The organism is Streptomyces griseoluteus, assembly GCF_004784465.1.
GTDB classification, from domain to species: Bacteria; Actinomycetota; Actinomycetes; order Streptomycetales; family Streptomycetaceae; genus Streptomyces; species Streptomyces griseoluteus.
In genome coordinates, this window is the sequence record NZ_SRRU01000005.1 from 71,020 (window position 1) to 87,300 (window position 16,281).

A 16,281-nucleotide genomic window follows, 5' to 3' on the forward strand; every position below is an offset into this window, starting at 1 on the left:
GCCCTCCGTCGCGCCGGGGGCGCTAGTCGTTGTTGCTGAAGATGGCGACCAGGCGCAGCATCTCCAGGTAGATCCAGACCAGGGACACGGTGAGTCCGAAGGCGGCGAGCCAGGACTCCTCGCGCGGCGCGCCGTAGGCGATGCCGTCCTCGATCTGCTTGAAGTCCAGCGTCAGGAAGAACGCGCCGAGGATGATGGCGATGACGCCGACGATCGCGCCCAGCGGGCCCATGCCGCGCAGACCGCCGTCCGGGGCGACCCCGAACGCGACGAGCAGCAGGTTGACCACCATGGCCAGTACGAACGCCAGGGCGATGGCCATGCCGATCCGGGCGTACCGGGCGGTGACGCGAATCCAGCCGGCCTTGTAGACCAGCAGAGTGGCGGCGGAGACGGCCATGGTGCCGAGCACCGCCTGGAAGGGGGCGCCGCTCCAGCGGCTGTTGTACATCTCGCTGATGACCCCGAGGAAGACGCCCTCGAAGGCCGCGTATCCCAGGATCAGCGCGGGCGACGGCTTGCGCTTGAAGCTCTGCACCAGGCCCAGGACCATGGCGACGATCGCGGACCCGAAGGCCAGGCCGAAGCTGGTCGTGGAGACCGGCAGCAGGGCCCAGGCGAGCACCGCGCCGAGGACGACGACGCCCAGCGTGGTCGCCGAGCGGACGATCACGTCGTCCATCGTCATCCGGCCGGCCGCCGGCGGCGCCTGCGGCGGGGCACCCTGGCCGACGGTGGTCTGCGCGTAGGGGTTCTGCGCATACGGGTTCTGGCCGTACGGGTTGCCCTGCGCGTACCCGGCCTGCGGTGCGGTGTCGAAGCCTGCGTAGCCGTTGTCGCGGCCGAACCCTCGGCGCGAGAAGACCGGGTTGCTGCTCCTCATTTCACTCCTCCATGGCTGCCGTGCGCAGCCTTGGCTCAAGAGTAATGGATTGGCAAAGGATCGTCAGTGCTCCTCAAGGAGGATCTTTCCTTCGCCGTGCTTGACCAACGCACCACGCGGAAGCCATGTTCCCGGCCCGGTCCTTTTATATGCGCAGGCCCCCGCGGAAGAGGCCGGCCGCCGGTCCCCCGCGGGAGGCGCTCGCGGGAACCGGCGGCCGGCCGGGGAGGGACGGTCAGACCGGGGTCAGTGGCCCGGCCAGCCGTCCAGTCGGCGGTGCAGGGTGACGTCCGGCTTCTCGGTGCCCTTGGGCGCCTTGGCCACGGCTTCCTTCAGGACGCCGTTCACCTCGGCCGCGAGGGCGTCCACCCGCTTCTGCAGCTCGGTGGCGGGCAGCGTGGACCGGGTCAGCACGTCCAGCCTGCGGTGGACGTCGGCCAGCCGGCGCCGGGCCCCGGCGTCCAGGGTGAGCGCGTGGGGCGTGGAGACGACGAACTGGTAGGCGCCGGCCAGGGTCTGGCAGCCGTCGCAGTACTTGTTCGCCGCGTCGCTGACGTTGACCGCCTTCAGGTGGTGCGCGTCCCCGGCGACCGTGACGATCTGGAAGGACAGCGCGACCGAGCGGCAGTGGTCGTCCACCGAGCAGCCCGTGGAGACCGCGCGGGCCTGGTTACGGACGGAGGTCGCGTCGACCTTGCCGAACTGGCGGATGGTGAAGGAGTCGCGGGCCTGGGTGTGGTGGAGCCGGTTGGCGCCTGTGAACACGCTGTCCGACACCACCGCGGCCGACCGCGCGGGCCCGGTCGCGGCGTGCGCCGGAACGGCGGTGGCCACGCCCGCGGCACCGGCGGCGAGAAGGACGGTACGGACGGCCCGCCCGTTGAACGGACTGCTGCGTGGTTTCCGGTGACTGCTCATGGATTCTCTCCCGAGGAATGAAGGACGTGCTGATGAAGGGGCCCGGCACACGCACGGACGCGGCCGGGCCGGGGAGCCGCGACGGGTCAGGGCGTGGACGCCGGGGCCGGTGGATCGCTGGTGGGCGGCGGCGTCGTGGGCGCGGTCGAGGCCGTCGGCGTGGCGCTCTCCGACGGGACCGACGACGTCTCCGTGACCGGGGGCGGCGGCTGCTGCGGGGACGGATCGCCGCCCGCGGCCGGGCCGCTGGTCTCGCTCTGCCCGGGCCCGTCCTCGCCGCGCGTCGGCTTGTCCGGTGCCGTCGAGGAGGCGGCGGACGGCTGCGGCGCGGAGGCGGAGGCATCCGCCGAGGCCCCGGCGCTCGGGTCCCCCGGCCTGCCCTTGGCCGGTGCTCCCGGTGAGACCGAGGGGTCTCCGGAGGCCGTGCCCGGCCCGCCGGAGGTGCCCTCCGGACCGGCGCCCGGCACCGAGGCGTCCGGGGACGGCGGCGGTGTGGTGGGCACCCCCGGCTGGAGGATCGGCGCGATGGGCGGCTTCTTCGGCAGCGGCTGCGGGGTCACCCCGGACGTCCAGGCGTAGGCGAGCCCGCCGAGCCCGGCGAGCAGCAGCCCGCACAGTGCGACACGCAGGGTGGGCCGCCCGGCCGTGGAGCGCTTGGCGAGCCGGAACAGCCGGCCGCCGATCTTCACCGAGAGATAGAGGACACCGGCCATCGGGATCAGCAGCATCAGCGTGCCGAGCACCCCGACGAGGCCGGGCAGCACGTCCCCCGCCGCGAACGCCGATCCCGTGCCGGTGATCTGCTCGGTGAGCGAGCGGATCATCGTGCTGATGATCCGGGGCAGGTTCCACAGCCCGTAGCCCAGTTCGCCGATGATCAGCGGCACCATGGTCAGCACCCAGGTGGCGACGATGGTGCGCGCGGACTTCTTCAGCCCCGCGACCTCCTGGCGGGCCGCCCGGCCCCGCTCCCCCGGCACCAGGGAGAGCAGGATCGGCCTGATCTTGCCGTACAGGTCCGGGACGCCCGCGAGGTCGCCCAGGATGTAGTAGCCGTCCAGCCGGACGGCGGGCATGAGCTGTTCCAGGATCTCGAAGTGGCCGAGGTATACCGCGGCCAGGAAGAACTGCTCCCCGGTGGCGAAGTAGGCGCCGGCCATGGCCAGCATGAAGACGACGTTGAAGTACACCCCGCCGAAGTCGGTGCGGATGCGCCCGCCCTTGCCGATCCGGTAGACGTCGGTGACGTCGGTGTACATCGACGGCCAGATGAGGAAGATCCCGCAGCCGATGCAGCCGGGTCTCGCCCCGCCGTACCGGCACGCGGAGGCGTGGCCGAACTCGTGGAAGACGAGCGAGGCCACGGTGAGCACGAAGACCAGCAGGATGAGCACCGGCTGGTCCAGCACCTCCAGCACCGGCTCGATCGCGCCGAAGAAGCCGAACAGCCAGACGTCCATGACGACGGCCGCCAGCAGCACCGCCGCGACCACCACCGGCCGGTGCAGCCAGGCCAGCGACCTGGCGATCCGGGCGGTGCGCCGCTCGTCGAAGATGACCCGGTGGCCCTTGAGGGCGAGCAGCAGGTCGGAGCGCGGGGCGTCGACCTCGTCGCTCTCCTGACCCTCCGGGACCGTCACGCCCAGCGGGTCGAGCTTGTTCTCCACGAGGTAGCGGACGTTCTCCCCGCTGACCTCGCGGCCGAAGCGGGCGCTGACCCGGTGGGCGATCGTGTCGTCGTCGCGGACCCCGTCGACGGACGACGCCACCAGGTACAGCAGGCGTGAGAGCTGCACTACCTGCCCGTCCCCCCGACGGGCGATGTACTTGGGCTCGGTGAAGCCCGATCCCTGGTACTCACCGTGCAGCCGCAGCCCCGCGCTCAGCCGCGGGACGGGCCGGGCCGGCACCCCGGCTGCCGGCAGGCTGCCGGTCGCCACCTGCTCGTACGTCACCGGCCAGCCACCTGGTCCGGGCAGCGGTCCGGTGTCGTACAGCGTGGTCGTGCCGTTTCCCAGCACCGTCATCCGTGGTCTCCCCCCACATCGATGCCGCCTCACCGCCGCGCTTCCCCCCGGCATGGCCGCGGGGGCGGACCGCCCCGCACTGCAGGCGCGGTCCGCCCCCGTGGCCGCCGTCGCGGCGGTGGTGCTACTGCTTGACGCTGATCGTCTGTCCGGCGTGCGACTGGGCGTCCGACCACAGCGAGTGGTCGTTGAGCGCGGCGGACTGGTTGGCGGCCTCGATGTTGGCCACGTGCTTGGTGACGTTGACCGTCTTGTTGAAGCTGAACTTCAGCTTGCCCAGGGCCTCGCGGCCCGGCAGCAGCTCCGCGGACTCGGCGTCCAGGTCGCGCATGTCCATGCTCATGATGGTGTTCCCCTCTTGTCCTGCTTGACGTGCTTGCTGTTTCCCGACGGTCCGGACTACTGGCTGACGCTGATGGCCTGCGAGGCGCCGGAGCTGGCGACGGACCACGCCGAGTGGTCGTTGAGCGCGGCCGACTGGTTGGCGGCCTCGATGTTGGCGACGTGCTTGGTGACGTTCACCGTCTTGCCGAAGCTGAACTTCAGCTTGCCGAGGGCCTCGCGGCCGGGCAGCAGTTCGGCGGACTCGGCCTCGAGCTCGTGGGCGTCCATCATGATGTTTCCCCCTCGGGAAATGGGCATTTCCGGTCGGACCGAGTCAGGTTCCCCCCGGACTCTGTCCAACTTGGTCGGACGAGCTGTCCAACGAGATTGGACACTAGGCCCTCGCGGCGGCTGCCCGCAACCCTTTTGGGTAATCACCCCTTCGGCGGTTCAGCTACTCGCCCGTAGACTCCCTCCCGACAGGGACGTGCGGCCGAGCGGCGAGCAGGACGAGCAGGAAGTGACCAACGGTGGCCAACGCACTGCAGCAGTTGATCCGCGAGCGCCTGGACCGCGAGGGCTGGTCCTACGGCGAAGTGGCGCGACGCGGCGGCGTCCCCCGCTCCACCGTCCACCATCTGGCCACCACCGACCGCGTGGTGCGCATGCCGCAGGCCGGCACCCTGGAGGGCCTGGCCAAGGGGCTCGAAATCCCGCTGGACACCGTCCGCCGGGCGGCCGCCGAGGCGTGCGGCATCCATGTGTACGGCAGCCCGGCCGGCGAGGACGACGCCCCGGCCGCGCCCCGCTCCGGTGACCCCGAGGTGGATCTGCTGATCGCCAGCGTGCAGCGGCTGTCGTCCGACGACCGCAGACACGTCACCGCGCTCGTGGAGTCCCTGCTCGGCCGCGCGGCGAAGCCGGAGCAGCCGGACTGAACCGCGTACCGGGGCGCGTCGCGGAGTGTCCGGGCGGCGCCCCCGTCCGGCCACGCTTCCGTCAACTCGGAAAAAGAAAGCAAGTCCACCCGAACGGGCCAAGATCCCCCGCTAGTCTCTCGTCCTGCCCGAGGAGCGAGAGCCGCACGACCACGGGCCCTTGGGGGGAACGTGTTGTTGGTGCATGGCGGCCCGGCCACCGCGGTGGTCCGGGGCCCGGACGGCGAGTCCGTCGTCCTCCTGTCCGGCGAACTGCCCGAGGTCCTCACCGACCAGGCGGTCCATGAACTCCTCGACCTCGCCGCGGCCATCCTGGACACCGCCGAACTGGCCCTCTTCCGCACCTGCCTGGCCACCCTGCGCGCGAACGGCATGCGAGCGGGCCGCAGCATCGAGGTCGACGGCGCGGTACTGACGGTGTACGAGGGCTGAGCGGACCGCTCGGCCGGCCCGTCACGACAAGGGAATGTGCCCGGAGCCGGACTCGAACCGGCACGCCCGCGAAGGGGCAGCGAGGTTTAAGCTCGCCGTGTCTGCATTCCACCATCCGGGCAGGCCGTGGGCTCCGCATTCGAGATCCAGAGCCTATCGGGAGGGCTCACGCGGACAGCGGAAAGTACGGACCGACGTTGTCTTATTTTATTGATGTCTGAGGGTGCATCAGACCACGGAACGAGCCATCCGCACTTGCCAACAGCCTGCCGGGACACCCGCGCACCCGTACGCGGAATGACGGAATTTCACCTACCGAACAAGGGCGGTCCCCCTGTTCCTGGTGGTACGCCCCCTCAGGGTCGGCCGTCCTCCCCAGGTATGACACGAAGTGGCTCCGTCCGACCGGAGTCGCGGTAGGGAACGGGAACAGCGGCTGACCGAATGGCCGCCGGGAACGGGAACCATGGGAACAGACCCCCGAGACCCGTCCGACAGGAGCACCACCCCGTGACCACCACATCCACCACCGGCAGGACCACCGCCGTGGCCGCGCGCGCCGCGGAGCTGTCGAAGATCTACGGACAGGGTGAGACCCGAGTGGTCGCTCTGGACCGGGTCTCCGTCGACTTCCGGCAGGCCGAGTTCACCGCGATCATGGGCCCCTCCGGCTCCGGCAAGTCCACGCTGATGCACTGCGTGGCCGGGCTGGACTCCTTCTCCTCCGGTTCGGTGCGCATCGGCGAGACCGAGCTGGGCTCGCTGAAGGACAAGCAGCTCACGCGGCTGCGCCGGGACAAGATCGGGTTCATCTTCCAGGCGTTCAACCTGCTCCCCACGCTGACCGCGCTGGAGAACATCACGCTGCCGATGGACATCGCGGGCCGCAAGCCCGACAAGGAGTGGCTGGACCGGGTCATCGGGATGGTGGGCCTGTCCGACCGCCTGTCGCACCGCCCCTCCCAGCTCTCCGGCGGCCAGCAGCAGCGCGTCGCCGTGGCCCGCGCCCTGGCCTCCAAGCCGGAGATCATCTTCGGGGACGAGCCGACCGGCAACCTCGACTCCCGCTCCGGCGCCGAGGTGCTGGGCTTCCTGCGCAACTCCGTGCGCGAGCTGGGCCAGACGGTGGTCATGGTGACCCACGACCCGGTCGCCGCCGCCTACGCGGACCGGGTGGTCTTCCTCGCCGACGGCCGCATCGTGGACGAGATCCAGGACCCGACGGCCGACTCGGTCCTCGACCTGATGAAGCGCTTCGACGCGAAGGGCCGTACGAGCTGATGTTCCGCACCGCGCTGCGCAACGTCCTCGCGCACAAGGCCCGGCTGATGATGACGGTGCTCGCCGTCATGCTCGGCGTCGCCTTCGTGTCCGGGACGCTGGTCTTCACCAACACCCTCTCCCGCGCCTTCGAGAACAGCTCCGCCCAGGGTTTCGACGGCGTCGACGTGGCCGTACGGCCCAAGCACCAGGCGGCCAGCGGCGACCGGGTCGGCTCCACCCCGGACCTGACCCCGGCGCTGCTCGCCAAGGCCGAGAAGGTGCCCGGCGCCGCCTCCGCCACCGGTGTGGTCAGCGGCTTCACCGCGCTGGCCGACAAGCACGGCAAGCTGGTCGGTGACGGCTGGCAGTCCATGGGCGGCAACTACTGGGGCACCGAGGACCCCCGGTACAAGCTCGTCTCCGGTCACGCCCCGCACGGCAAGGGCGAGCTGCTGATCGACTCCGAGACCGCCCGCCGCACCGGCTACGGCGTCGGTGACACCGTCCGCCTCTCGGTCGACGGCCCGGTCCTCACCCCGCGCGTCGCCGGCGTCTTCACCACCGACGACGGCAACGTGGCCGCGGGCGGCAGCCTCACCCTCTTCGACACGCCCACCGCGCAGACCCTGCTCGGCAAGAAGGGCACGTACGACGAGATCGACGTGACCGCCGCACCCGGCACCAGTCAGAGCGCCCTCAAGGCCGCGCTGGACAAGGCCCTCCCGGCCGGCCAGGTCAGCACCACCACGGGTGAGAAGCTCGCCGCCGACCAGGCGGAGCAGATCTCCGCCTCGATGAGCGGGCTGCGCCAGGCGCTGCTGGTGTTCGCGGGCATCGCCCTGTTCGTCGGCACGTTCATCATCGCCAACACCTTCACCATGCTGGTCGCCCAGCGCACCAAGGAACTCGCCCTGCTGCGCGCGGTCGGCGCCTCGCGCGGCCAGGTCACCCGCTCGGTGCTCACCGAGGCACTCGCGGTCGGCACGGTCGCGGGCGCGGCGGGACTCGCCGCCGGTGTCGGCATCGGCGCCGGACTGCGCGCCCTGCTGAACTCCTTCGGCGCGAGCGTGCCGGACGGGCCGCTCGTGGTCACGCCGGGCACGGTCGTCGCCGCGCTCGCCGTCGGCATCGTCATCACCGTGCTCGCCGCCTGGCTGCCCGGCCGCCGGGCCGCGAAGATCCCGCCGGTCGCGGCGATGAGCAGCGTGCACGCGACCGCCACCACCCGCTCGCTGGTGGTGCGCAACACCATCGGCACGCTGTTCGCGGCGGCCGGAGCGGCCGTGGTGTTCGCGGCCACCACCATGAACACCGACACGGGCCAGGGCGCGATGGGCCTCGGCGCGGTCCTGCTGATCATCGGCGTGTTCGTGCTGACCCCGCTACTGTCCCGCCCGTTGATCGCGGCCGCCGCCCCGCTGCTGCGCCTGTTCGGTGTCTCGGGCCGCCTGGCCCGGCAGAACGCGGTGCGCAACCCGCGCCGTACGGCGGCCACCGCGTCCGCGCTGATGATCGGCCTGACCCTGATCACCGGCATGACGGTGATGGCGGGCAGCCTGCAGAAGTCGATCGACAAGATGGCCGCGGCCTCGATCCGCGCAGACTACGTCGTCTCGATGGCCAACCACACCCCGCTCTCCCCCGACGTGGCCACCAAGCTGGCCGCCACCGACGGGGTCACCGCCTCCAGCCCGCTGCGCAACGGCGCCTCCCGCATCGGCGGCGAGACCGAGTTCCTGACCGGTGTCACCGGCTCGGCGATCGGCGAGCTGACCGACCTGAAGGTGAAGCAGGGCAGGTTCGACGTGTCCGGCACCCGGATCGTGGTGGACGCCGACCGGGCGAAGGAGCAGGGCTGGAAGGCCGGTTCGAAGCTCACCGCGCACTTCGAGGACGGCAAGCAGACCACGCTGACCGTCGCCGGGGTGTACGAGGGCAACGAGATGATCCGGGGCATCATGATCGACGACAAGGTGCTCACCCCGCACCTGCGCGCCCCGGCCGACATGCAGGTCCTGGTCCGCACGGCGGACGGCGCCTCGGACGCGACCAAGGACCGGCTGGCCAAGGCCCTCGGCTCCAACCCGGCGATCCAGGTGCAGGACAAGCAGGACATCACCGACGGCATCGCCAAGGTCTTCACGCTGATGCTGAACCTGGTCTACGGCCTGCTCGGCATGGCCGTGGTGGTCGCGGTGCTCGGCGTCATCAACACACTGGCCATGTCGGTGTTCGAGCGCTCCCAGGAGATCGGGATGCTGCGCGCGATCGGCCTGGAGCGCGGGTCGGTGAAGCGGATGGTCCGGCTGGAGTCCCTGGTGATCTCGCTGTTCGGCGGGGTGCTGGGCATCGGGCTCGGCGTGTTCTTCGGCTGGGCGGCCGGTGAGCTGCTGGGCACCAGGATGGCGACCTACGAGCTGGTGCTGCCGTGGTCCCGGCTGGTGCTGTTCCTGCTGCTGGCGGCCCTGGTGGGCGTGCTGGCGGCGCTGTGGCCGGCCCGGCGCGCGGCCCGGCTGAACGTGCTCGGCGCGATCAAGGCCGAGTAGCGCTCGGCAGTCGTGGGGCCCCGTTCCGGGTTCGGAACGGGCCCCACTGCCGTTCGTCAGGCGTTCCAGGTGCGGGTGCGGGCCGGGAGGCCCGAGGTGCCGGTCTCCGGGGTGCGGACGGCGAGGACCTGGTTGACACCGATCTGGTTGCGCTCGAAGGCCAGCGCGGAGGCGGCCATGTACAGCCGCCAGACGCGGGCGCGGCCGAACCCGGCGAGCCGGGTGGCGCGGGCCCAGTCGCCCTCCAGGTTGGTCACCCAGGCGCGCAGGGTGCGGGCGTAGTGCTCGCGCAGCGACTCCACGTCCCGCACCTCGAACCCGGCGCGCTCCAGCATGGTGACGGTGGTGCCGAGCGGCGCGAGTTCGCCGTCGGGGAAGACGTAGGAGTCGATGAACGCGTCCACCTCGTACGCCGACTCGTCCTGCTGGGGGCGGCGGGCGATCTGGTGGTTGAGGAGGCGTCCGCCGGGCCTGAGCAGGCCGTACAGGTCGCGGGCGTAGTCCAGGTAGCGCTCCGCGCCGACGTGTTCGGCCATGCCGATGGAGGAGATCGCGTCGTAGGGGCCGTCGCGGACGTCGCGGTAGTCCTGGACGCGGATCTCGACGCGGTCGGTGAGGCCCTCGTCTGCGACGCGCTTGCGGGCGAAGGCGGCCTGCTCCTGGGAGAGGGTGACGCCGACGACGCTCACCCCGTGCTCGCGGGCGGCGTGCACGGCCATCGAGCCCCAGCCGCAGCCGACGTCCAGCAGCCGCTGACCGGGCTTCAGGCCGAGTTTCCGACAGACCAGTTCGAGCTTGTCGCGCTGGGCGGTCTCCAGGGAGCCGTCGTCCTCCCAGTAGGCGCAGGAGTACACCATGGACGGGCCGAGGACGAGCGAGTAGAAGTCGTTGCCCACGTCGTAGTGGTGGCTGATGGCCCGCTTGTCGGTGCGGCGGGTGTGCAGGTGGCGCCGCCGGCGGACCTCCTCGCGCGGCGGGGCGGGCGGCAGCGGCGGTCCGACCAGCCGGATCAGGTCGCGTACGGCGGCCCGCGCGGCGGGGTCGCGCACCGTGTCGGCGAGGGAGCGGCCGCCGCCCTCGTCGTCGTGCTCCCACAGCAGGCCGGCCATGGCGCCGAGGGCGGTGTACAGATCACCCTCGATGTCCAGGTCTCCGGCCACCCAGGCACGGGCCATGCCCAGTTCGCCCGGTTTGAACAGCATGCGGCGCAGGGCGCGCCGGTTGCGTACGACGATCACGGGAGCCCCCGGCGGCCCGGCCTGGGAGCCGTCCCAGGCGCGTACCCGCACCGGGAGGGGCGCTCCCAGCAACTGTTCGGCAACACTCAACAAGCGCGACGCGGCGTCGGCCATGACGCACACCTCCAAGACGACGATCCCGGATGTCCGTTACCACGTAAACACCGTGCCGTACCCGGCACAGTCCCGCATTGGGGTTACGACAGGGCAAAACAGGGGGCGTGGCCGGGAACGCCGAAGGACCTCCCGCACCACGGATGGCGGAAGGTCCTTCGGGTCGAGCTGTGTGAGGGTCGAGCCGGGTTGAGGGAACTGACCGGAGGTCAGCTCGCCTTGGCCTTCTCCTCGGTCTTCGGCGCGGCGGCGACCGGGGCGGGCTTGGCGGCCTCGTAGAACTCCTCGCGCGGGTGCTCCATGGCGCCGAGGGCGACGACCTCGCGCTTGAGGAACATGCCGAGGGTCCAGTCCGCGAAGACGCGGATCTTGCGGTTGAAGGTCGGCATGGCCAGACCGTGGTAACCGCGGTGCATGTACCAGGCGAGACGGCCCTTGAGCTTGATCTTCATCTTGCCCATGACGATCATCGCCACGCCCTTGTGCAGGCCGAGACCCGCGACGGCGCCCTTGTTGGCGTGCTCGTAGTCCTTCTGCGGGAAGCCCCGCATGCCGGAGACCACGTTGTCGCCGAGCACCTTGGCCTGGCGCAGCGCGTGCTGGGCGTTCGGCGGGCACCAGGCGTTCTCGTTGCCCGCCTTGCGGCCGACGAGGTCGGGCACCTGGGCGTTGTCGCCCGCGGCCCAGATGTAGTCGGTGCCGGTGACCTGGAGGGTCGGCTGGCAGTCGACGTGGCCGCGCGGGCCGAGGGGCAGACCGAAGCGGGTGAGGGCCGGGTTGGGCTTGACGCCCGCGGTCCAGACGATCGTGTCGGAGTCGACCTCGAGGCCGTTCTTCAGCACGACGTGGCCGTCGACGCAGGAGTCCATCGAGGTGGAGAGGTAGATCTCCACACCGCGGCTCTCCAGGTGCTCCTTGCCGTACTGGCCGAGCTTGGGGCCGACCTCGGGGAGGATCTTGTCGGCGGCGTCGACCAGGACGAAGCGCATGTCCTCGCGGGACACGTTCTTGTAGTACTTGGCGGCGTCGCGGGCCATGTCCTCGACCTCGCCGATGGTCTCCGCACCCGCGAAGCCACCGCCGATGAAGACGAAGGTGAGCGCCTTGCGGCGGATCTCCTCGTCGGTCGTGGAGTCGGCCTTGTCGAGCTGCTCCAGGACGTGGTTGCGCAGGCCGATGGCCTCCTCGATGCCCTTCATGCCGATGCCCTGCTCGGCGAGGCCGGGGATCGGGAAGGTGCGCGAGACCGCGCCCATGGCGATGACCAGGTAGTCGAACGGCAGCTCGTACGCCTCGCCCACCAGGGGGGCGATCGTGGCGACCTTGCGGTCCTGGTCGATGGTGGTGACCCGGCCGGTGAGGACCTCCGCCTTCGGCAGTACGCGTCGCAGCGGTACGACGACGTGGCGAGGGGAGATGTTGCCGGCGGCGGTTTCGGGGAGGAAGGGCTGGTAGGTCATGTACGACCGGGGGTCGACGACCGTGACGGTCGCCTCTCCGAAGCGCATCTTCTTGAGGATGCGCCGAGCTGCGTACAGGCCTACGTACCCACCGCCTACTACGAGGATCCTGGGACGCTCCGTGGTGCTCATGCCATCGAGTATCCACCCGCCCCAGGGGGGTGGCTCGTGCGCCCCTTCACAAGCTTGGGGAGGGGGTGTGTTATCCTCCGCCACTCGCGTGACGCAGGTCATGTTCACAAGGGGGAACCCCAGGTGATCCCGACCCGTTGTCAATGCCGCTTGAGCTGGCTTTCCGGCCCCTTCCACCCCTCACGCGACACCCCGCACAGGGCCTCCGGACATCGTCCCGAAACCCCGACGCAATACGGTCGTGATCATGCTCCAGGGGCCGTCCGGACCCCGAACGGGTCAATGCGGACCCTTGCGTCCCCCACGAGGGCCGATTTCCTTGTGAAGAACTTCACGAAGGTTGTGCCGAGAGCTCCGCGAAGCGGCGTGTCAGCCGCCCCGCGGAGGCGCTCAAACGTCGTCCCGGCTGCTCAGCCGCACACTACTCGACGGTAACAAGCCGTGCCAGTGCGGGCGTCGGAGCGGTCGCGCGCCCGTCAGGCGATGGACCACGCGATGCCGTCGAGGATGTCGTGCTCGCTGACGACGACCTCCTCGGCGCCGATGCGCTCCATGATCGAGAGCAGCACGAGGGCGCCCGCGCCGATCACGTCCACCCGGCCGGGGTGCATGCAGGGGATCTCCGCGCGCTCGGCGTGCGGGGCGCTGAGCAGCCACTCGGTGATCTGGCGGACACGGGCCCGCGAGATCCGGGAGTGGTGGATGCGCGCGGAGTCGTACTCCGGCAGCTCCAGCGCGATGGCGGCCACTGTGGTGACCGAACCCGCGAGCCCGACCAGGGTGCGCGCGTCGTCCAGCGGCACGGTCTCGGCGGCCAGGTCCAGCGCGGCCGCGATGTCGGCCCTCATGGCGGCGACCTGCTCGTGCGCCGGCGGGTCGGTGACCTTGCCGTCGTGCACCAGGTGCCGCTCGGTCAGCCGCACGCAGCCGATGTCCACCGACCGCGCGGCACGCACGTGGTCGTCGCCGACGACGAACTCGGTGGAGCCGCCGCCGATGTCCACCACCAGATACGGCTTCTCCAGATGGTCGCTCCCGGACAGCTCCCGGGTCGCCCCGACGAAGGAGAACTCGGCCTCCTGATCGCCGGTGATGACCTCCGGTTCCACGCCGAGGATGTCCACGACCCCGCGCGTGAACTCGTCCCGGTTCTCCGCGTCGCGCGAGGCGGAGGTGGCGACGAACCGCACCCTCGTCGCACCGAGTTCGCGGATGACCTCGGCGTACTCCCGGCAGGCGGCGAAGGTGCGCTCCAGCGCCTCGGGGGCGAGGCGGCCGGTACGGTCGACACCCTGGCCGAGCCGCACGATCCTCATCCGGCGGTCCAGGTCGGTCAGTTCACCCGTCTCGGGGTCGGCGTCGGCGACCAGCAGGCGGATGGAGTTGGTGCCGCAGTCCACGGCGGCCACGCGGGTCATCGCTGCTCCTCCGTACCGGACTCGGCCACCGCCGCGCAGGCGCCGGGCACCACGCAGGGGCCCTTCGCCCACCACTCGGGCAGCATGGCGATGGCCTCGTCGCCCAGCGGGTTCACGCCCGGTCCGGCGGCCAGCGAGTGGGCCACCAGGACATGCAGGCACTTCACCCGGTCGGGCATGCCGCCCGCGCTGGGGAAGCCCGCCAGCACCTCGATCTCGTCCCGGCGCCGGATGTAGTCCTCGTGCGCGGCCCGGTAGGCCGCGGCCAGCTCCGGGTCGGTCTGGAGCCGCTCGGTCATCTCCTTCATGACGCCGTTCGCCTCCAGCGTGCCGATGGCCGAGGCGGCGCGGGGGCATGTCAGGTAGTACGTCGTCGGGAAGGGAGTGCCGTCGGGCAGCCGGGGCGCCGTCTCCACGACGTCCGGCTGGCCGCAGGGGCAGCGGTGGGCGATGGCCCGCAGGCCGCGCGGCGGGCGGCCGAGCTGGAGCTCGAAGGCGGCGATGTCCGCCTCGGTGGGCTCGGTGCGCGGAGTGTGGGGCGGGGGCGTTTCCATGACTGCTTCCGTAAGTGGCTTTCTCTCGGTCACCGGCGGGTGCCGGTCACTGGTCGGAGGCGTCGGACTTGTCGACGCCGTCCCAGACGTTGGCGTACCAGGGCCGGTGGGCGGCACCCCGGTCGGTGCGGGACTGCTGGGCGGCGCCCGGGTCGATCACGACGTACCCGGTCTCGCCGGGCATCACATAGTGCAGCCTGCGCCGGATCTGCTGTTCGGCGTAGGCGTCGTCCTGCCAGCGGGCCTTGACGTCCCTGAGCTGCTCGACACGGGCGCGGGCCTGTTCCTGGCGGTGCTTCAGGTCCGCGATCTCGGCGCGCTGGGAGACGTACTGCCGCATCGGGTAGGCGAGCGCCACGATCATCGAGCACAGGACCAGGGCCAGCAGGGCGGCGCGGCCGGTGAGGCGGGAGCGGCGGGCCTGCCGTTTGGTCTGGGAGCGGTAGACGCGGGCCGCCGTCTGCTCACCGAGCAGCCGCAGCCTGGTCGTGGTGGAGAAACGGTCCCGGTCCCTCGCGGCCATCTGGCTCTCCGCCTCCACTGTGCCTGTGCGTCTTCTGCTGCACGTCTCGCGCCGTGCTCATACGCGCGTACGTCCCCGGACACGGTACGGGACCGGGTCCGGGGACGTAGGTACGACGGGCGGGACCGGCTCGCGCCGGGCCCCGCCGGGGTGTCAGCCCTTGAAGCGCGGGAAGGCGCTGCGGCCGGCGTAGACCGCGGCGTCGTCGAGGATCTCCTCGATCCGCAGGAGCTGGTTGTACTTGGCGACGCGCTCGGAGCGGGCCGGGGCACCGGTCTTGATCTGGCCGCAGTTGGTGGCGACGGCGAGGTCGGCGATGGTGACGTCCTCGGTCTCGCCGGAGCGGTGGGACATCATGCACTTGTAACCGTTGCGCTGGGCCATCTCGACGGCGTCCAGGGTCTCGGTCAGCGAGCCGATCTGGTTGACCTTGACCAGCAGGGCGTTGGCGACACCCTCCTCGATACCGCGGGCGAGGCGCTCGGGGTTGGTGACGAACAGGTCGTCGCCGACGATCTGCACCTTGTCGCCGATGCGGTCGGTGAGGGCCTTCCAGCCCGCCCAGTCGTCCTCGAACAGCGGGTCCTCGATGGAGACCAGCGGGTAGGCCGCCACCAGCTCCTCGTAGTACTCCGTCATCTCGGCGGCGGAGCGCTCCTTGCCCTCGAAGAGGTACTTGCCGTCCTTGTAGAACTCGGACGCGGCGACGTCGAGCGCGAGGGCGATCTGCTCGCCGGGGGCGTAGCCGGCCTCCGTGATGGCCTCGAGGATGAGGTCGAGGGCCTCACGGTTGGAGCCGAGGTTCGGCGCGAAGCCGCCCTCGTCGCCGAGGCCGGTGGAGAGGCCCTTGCTCTTCAGGACTTTCTTCAGGGTGTGGTAGACCTCGGTGCCCCAGCGCAGGGCCTCGGAGAAGGACTCCGCGCCGATCGGGGCGATCATGAACTCCTGGATGTCCACGTTGGAGTCGGCGTGCGAGCCGCCGTTCAGGATGTTCATCATCGGCACCGGGAGCAGGTGCGCGTTGGGGCCGCCCAGGTAGCGGAAGAGCGGCAGGTCGCTGGCCTCGGAGGCGGCGTGGGCCACGGCGAGGGAGACGCCGAGGATGGCGTTGGCGCCGAGCGAGCCCTTGTTGTCGGTGGCGTCCAGGTCGAACATGGCCTGGTCGATCAGGCGCTGCTCGGTGGCGTCGTAGCCGACCAGCTCCGGGCCGATCTGCTCGATGACGGCGAGGACGGCCTTCTCGACACCCTTGCCCTGGTAGCGGTTCGGGTCACCGTCACGCAGCTCGATGGCCTCGAAGGCACCGGTGGAGGCGCCGGACGGGACGGCGGCACGACCCGTGCTGCCGTCGTCGAGGCCGACCTCGACCTCGACCGTGGGGTTGCCTCGGGAGTCCAGGATTTCCCGGGCTACGACGACGTCGATGGACGGCACGAGCATCTCCTTCATGGATGTGACGCGGTGAGTGCGGGGCGTGCGCCGGATGGCATGCCTTGCCTCTAGAGCCTAAC

Annotated in this window: 15 protein-coding genes and 1 tRNA gene; 4 read left to right on the top strand and 12 right to left on the bottom strand. The window is 70.8% G+C overall.

All coding sequences use genetic code 11. The annotated features are described in order from the left end of the window. Positions 1-22: 22 nt before the first annotated feature. The 5 genes from E5082_RS14990 to E5082_RS15010 form a co-directional block, all read right to left on the bottom strand. The gene (locus tag E5082_RS14990) at positions 23-883 is read right to left on the bottom strand and encodes a Bax inhibitor-1/YccA family protein (protein WP_130338584.1); all 861 of its coding nucleotides are present in this window, start codon (positions 881-883) and stop codon (positions 23-25) included. A gap of 246 nt (positions 884-1,129) precedes the next feature. After that, complete coding sequence (locus tag E5082_RS14995) at positions 1,130-1,801, bottom strand: hypothetical protein (RefSeq protein ID WP_135791754.1); 672 nt, start codon at positions 1,799-1,801, stop codon at positions 1,130-1,132. A gap of 86 nt (positions 1,802-1,887) precedes the next feature. Continuing rightward, complete coding sequence (locus E5082_RS15000; protein WP_135791755.1) at positions 1,888-3,828, bottom strand: zinc metalloprotease; 1,941 nt, start codon at positions 3,826-3,828, stop codon at positions 1,888-1,890. Positions 3,829-3,952: 124 nt separating this feature from the next. After that, positions 3,953-4,171, bottom strand: a complete 219-nt coding sequence (locus E5082_RS15005; protein ID WP_135791756.1) for a hypothetical protein — start codon at positions 4,169-4,171, stop codon at positions 3,953-3,955. A gap of 56 nt (positions 4,172-4,227) precedes the next feature. Continuing rightward, complete coding sequence (locus E5082_RS15010; RefSeq protein ID WP_030814257.1) at positions 4,228-4,443, bottom strand: hypothetical protein; 216 nt, start codon at positions 4,441-4,443, stop codon at positions 4,228-4,230. A gap of 239 nt (positions 4,444-4,682) precedes the next feature. Here E5082_RS15010 and E5082_RS15015 point away from each other — a divergent pair, with 239 nt between their 5' ends. Together E5082_RS15015 and E5082_RS15020 are read left to right on the top strand one after the other, a co-directional pair. Further along, positions 4,683-5,090, top strand: a complete 408-nt coding sequence (locus E5082_RS15015; protein ID WP_135791757.1) for a helix-turn-helix domain-containing protein — start codon at positions 4,683-4,685, stop codon at positions 5,088-5,090. A 171-nt stretch (positions 5,091-5,261) separates the two neighbouring features. Further along, positions 5,262-5,522: a hypothetical protein gene (locus E5082_RS15020; protein ID WP_229918912.1), complete on the top strand. Its 261-nt coding sequence runs from the start codon at positions 5,262-5,264 to the stop codon at positions 5,520-5,522. 37 nt (positions 5,523-5,559) lie between these two features. Here E5082_RS15020 and E5082_RS15025 read toward each other — a convergent pair. Further along, a tRNA-Leu gene (locus tag E5082_RS15025) sits at positions 5,560-5,643 on the bottom strand. Positions 5,644-6,032: 389 nt separating this feature from the next. Here E5082_RS15025 and E5082_RS15030 point away from each other — a divergent pair. Then, positions 6,033-6,803, top strand: a complete 771-nt coding sequence (locus E5082_RS15030) for an ABC transporter ATP-binding protein (protein ID WP_135791758.1) — start codon at positions 6,033-6,035, stop codon at positions 6,801-6,803. Further along, a complete protein-coding gene (locus E5082_RS15035) occupies positions 6,803-9,331 on the top strand; it encodes an ABC transporter permease (protein ID WP_135791759.1) in 2,529 nt (842 codons plus the stop codon). Before E5082_RS15030 ends, E5082_RS15035 begins: the two co-directional genes overlap by 1 nt. Positions 9,332-9,387: 56 nt before the next feature. On the opposite strand, the gene E5082_RS15040 is transcribed toward E5082_RS15035, so the two are convergent. From E5082_RS15040 to eno, 6 genes are all read right to left on the bottom strand, one after another. Further along, positions 9,388-10,683, bottom strand: coding sequence for a class I SAM-dependent methyltransferase (locus E5082_RS15040; RefSeq protein ID WP_135791760.1), 1,296 nt, complete (start codon positions 10,681-10,683; stop codon positions 9,388-9,390). Between the two features lie 209 nt (positions 10,684-10,892). Continuing rightward, positions 10,893-12,275 (bottom strand): NAD(P)/FAD-dependent oxidoreductase, encoded by a 1,383-nt coding sequence (locus E5082_RS15045; protein ID WP_078858577.1) that lies wholly within the window; start codon positions 12,273-12,275, stop codon positions 10,893-10,895. 476 nt (positions 12,276-12,751) lie between these two features. After that, positions 12,752-13,693, bottom strand: a complete 942-nt coding sequence (locus tag E5082_RS15050; RefSeq protein WP_135791761.1) for a Ppx/GppA phosphatase family protein — start codon at positions 13,691-13,693, stop codon at positions 12,752-12,754. Continuing rightward, entirely contained in the window at positions 13,690-14,247 is a 558-nt protein-coding gene (locus E5082_RS15055) for a DUF501 domain-containing protein (RefSeq protein ID WP_135791762.1), read from the bottom strand. The genes E5082_RS15050 and E5082_RS15055 overlap by 4 nt, the downstream gene beginning before the upstream one ends. 46 nt (positions 14,248-14,293) lie before the next feature. Beyond that, positions 14,294-14,770: an FtsB family cell division protein gene (locus E5082_RS15060; protein ID WP_130338602.1), complete on the bottom strand. Its 477-nt coding sequence runs from the start codon at positions 14,768-14,770 to the stop codon at positions 14,294-14,296. Between the two features lie 153 nt (positions 14,771-14,923). After that, positions 14,924-16,210 carry a phosphopyruvate hydratase gene (eno, locus tag E5082_RS15065; RefSeq protein WP_135792113.1) on the bottom strand — a complete coding sequence of 429 codons (1,287 nt, stop codon included), beginning with the start codon at positions 16,208-16,210 and terminating at the stop codon, positions 14,924-14,926. Between the last annotated feature and the right edge of the window lie 71 nt (positions 16,211-16,281).